The organism is Pedobacter sp. 22163 (assembly GCF_052045595.1).
GTDB lineage: Bacteria > Bacteroidota > Bacteroidia > Sphingobacteriales > Sphingobacteriaceae > Pedobacter.
In genome coordinates this window covers 1-2065 of the sequence record NZ_JBQEPM010000024.1, presented here as the reverse complement: position 1 = coordinate 2065, position 2065 = coordinate 1, and the positions used below count along the sequence as shown (strand labels likewise).

2 protein-coding genes are annotated in these 2065 nt (G+C 35.8%); both read left to right on the top strand.

Going from position 1 to position 2065, the window contains the following annotated elements; genetic code table 11:
• Positions 1–391 precede the first annotated feature (391 nt).
• Positions 392–1372 (top strand): helix-turn-helix domain-containing protein, encoded by a 981-nt coding sequence (locus ACTJKN_RS27295; RefSeq protein WP_440828768.1) that lies wholly within the window; start codon positions 392–394, stop codon positions 1370–1372.
• A 186-nt stretch (positions 1373–1558) separates the two neighbouring features.
• The gene (locus ACTJKN_RS27290; protein ID WP_440828767.1) at positions 1559–1993 is read left to right on the top strand and encodes an N-acetyltransferase family protein; all 435 of its coding nucleotides are present in this window, start codon (positions 1559–1561) and stop codon (positions 1991–1993) included.
• Positions 1994–2065 lie beyond the last annotated feature (72 nt).

The window sequence follows — 2065 nt, the reverse complement described above, 5'->3', positions numbered from 1 at the left end:
ATGAACATTCAATCTGTGCAGATGTGATTTTTGGTAAATAAAAAAAACGACCAAGTAAAAACATGTTTTACTTGGTCGTTTTTTAAGCCGACTCATAAATGGAAGACTTTTTCAGTGCCTCGAAATCTTCTGAGGCTTTTTTTATGCATAGGTTTTGCCTTTATCTTTTATAAATATTTTCCTCTACTGTAAAATATATAAGACAAATTATCTTTCGTTGCTTAAGTTTCGTTAGCTTTCTTTTTATTTGCTGGATAGTCTATTTTGGTTACAAACATTAAGCTGAAACTTCGACTTTACTATTTATTTGAGGCTTGGTGTTAAGGTAAATAAATAGCATCCTGAGCATACCAATTATGGTATGAAGTGTTAACATTATTAACAGTATAAGGTGCCAAAACATTTGCAATACAATAAAGCAGAAAGCGAAGAAGTGGGTTATGTACTGAATGTGCTCAGTAGCATACATGCTGTAGATGCTAAATTGAAAGAAGAATTTGAGAAACATCTTTTAACACTCAGAATTAAAAAAGATCATATATTGTTCAATGAAAACGAAGTATGCGAATACATCTATTTCATTGTTAAAGGAGCCTTAATGGGCTGCACCACTCATAATAAACGAAAAATTACCACCTATATATCTGTTGAAAATGATTTTGTTAGTTCTATATCAGGGCTTCATGGATCCGGCTATTCACAAGAGTACGTAGTGGCCGTTGAAGATACCCATTTGCTGGCCATGCATAATGATGAACTCAACCGCCTTTTTTCGCATCATTTCGAACTGAATTATATTTTCAGGATTGTTTTAGAAAAATATTATAAAGATGCGCAGCAAAGAGCGCATATTATACGGGTAGGAAACGCCAAAGAAAGGTATCTGTATTTTGCCAAAACGAATCCAGGCTATTTAGACCGCTTGCCATTAGCGCTGGTAGCTTCTTTGTTAAATGTTAAGTTATCCACACTTTTATCCATCAGGAAAAATTTTTCAGAGAAAGACAAAAATAAGGAATTGGAAGAGTGGGGACAAAAATTAGAATTGCATATCAATAAACATCAATCCTTCAGACATAAAGATATCAGGCTCCAATCTCTTGCTAATGAGATTGGTTTAAGCAGTCATAAACTTTCTATTGTCTTAAACAGCTATTTCAATAAGAGCTTTATTGATTATATCAATCATTATCGTGTAAATTGGATTAAAGGAAGTATCCGGAACCCTGATATCATGCACAACTTTACGTTGGAGGCACTTGCCTACAGTGCTGGTTTTTCTTCCCGGAGTGCCTTTTATAACGCCTTTAAAAAACTGGTAGGAATGAGCCCGGTAGAATATTCGAAAACCCTAAATCAAGAAAAACGGTAGCTTAACGTTTCTGTTACAGAAAGGCGCTCTTAAGGTAATTTTTATTGTATAGTTGTGTCGATTTATAATACAGGACAAACTTGGCTCTGTATTATGCGCTACAACGTGCGTGTTTGGCTAATTTCGTACAACAAACATAAACTATTAGATTTCATAGGCTGATATTAGCCAAAATTGATTAAAACTATGATAAGAATAATGCGTGCTGAAGACTGGAGTGAAGTTAGTGCCATTTATCAGGAAGGAATCGATACTGGTACTGCGAGTTTTAGGACCCCTGATATTTCCTGGGAGAACTGGGATTCATCACACCTTAAGGCTTGTAGATTTGTGGCCTGCAAAGGTAAAGAAATTATAGGCTGGAGTGCGCTTTTGCCAGTATCGGCGAATTATGATACTGGTAGGGTGGGTGAAACAGAAGTATATGTTAAACATGGTTATAAAGGCCAGGGGATAGGTTCTTTATTGTTAGATGCCCTGGTTAAAGAAAGTGAAAAGAAAGGCATTTGGATGCTTCAGGCCGGGATATTTTTGCAAAATTCTGCTATATTGAAAATCTATGAAAGAGCAGGGTTGGACTGCCCCCAAAAAGTTGGACACTTAAAGAGGAGCATTTTATGAGCAGAAAAATTAAGTATAGCCTGGAATTTAAACTGGCTATCATCGGTCAGGTCTTAAGTAGAGAGAAACCTT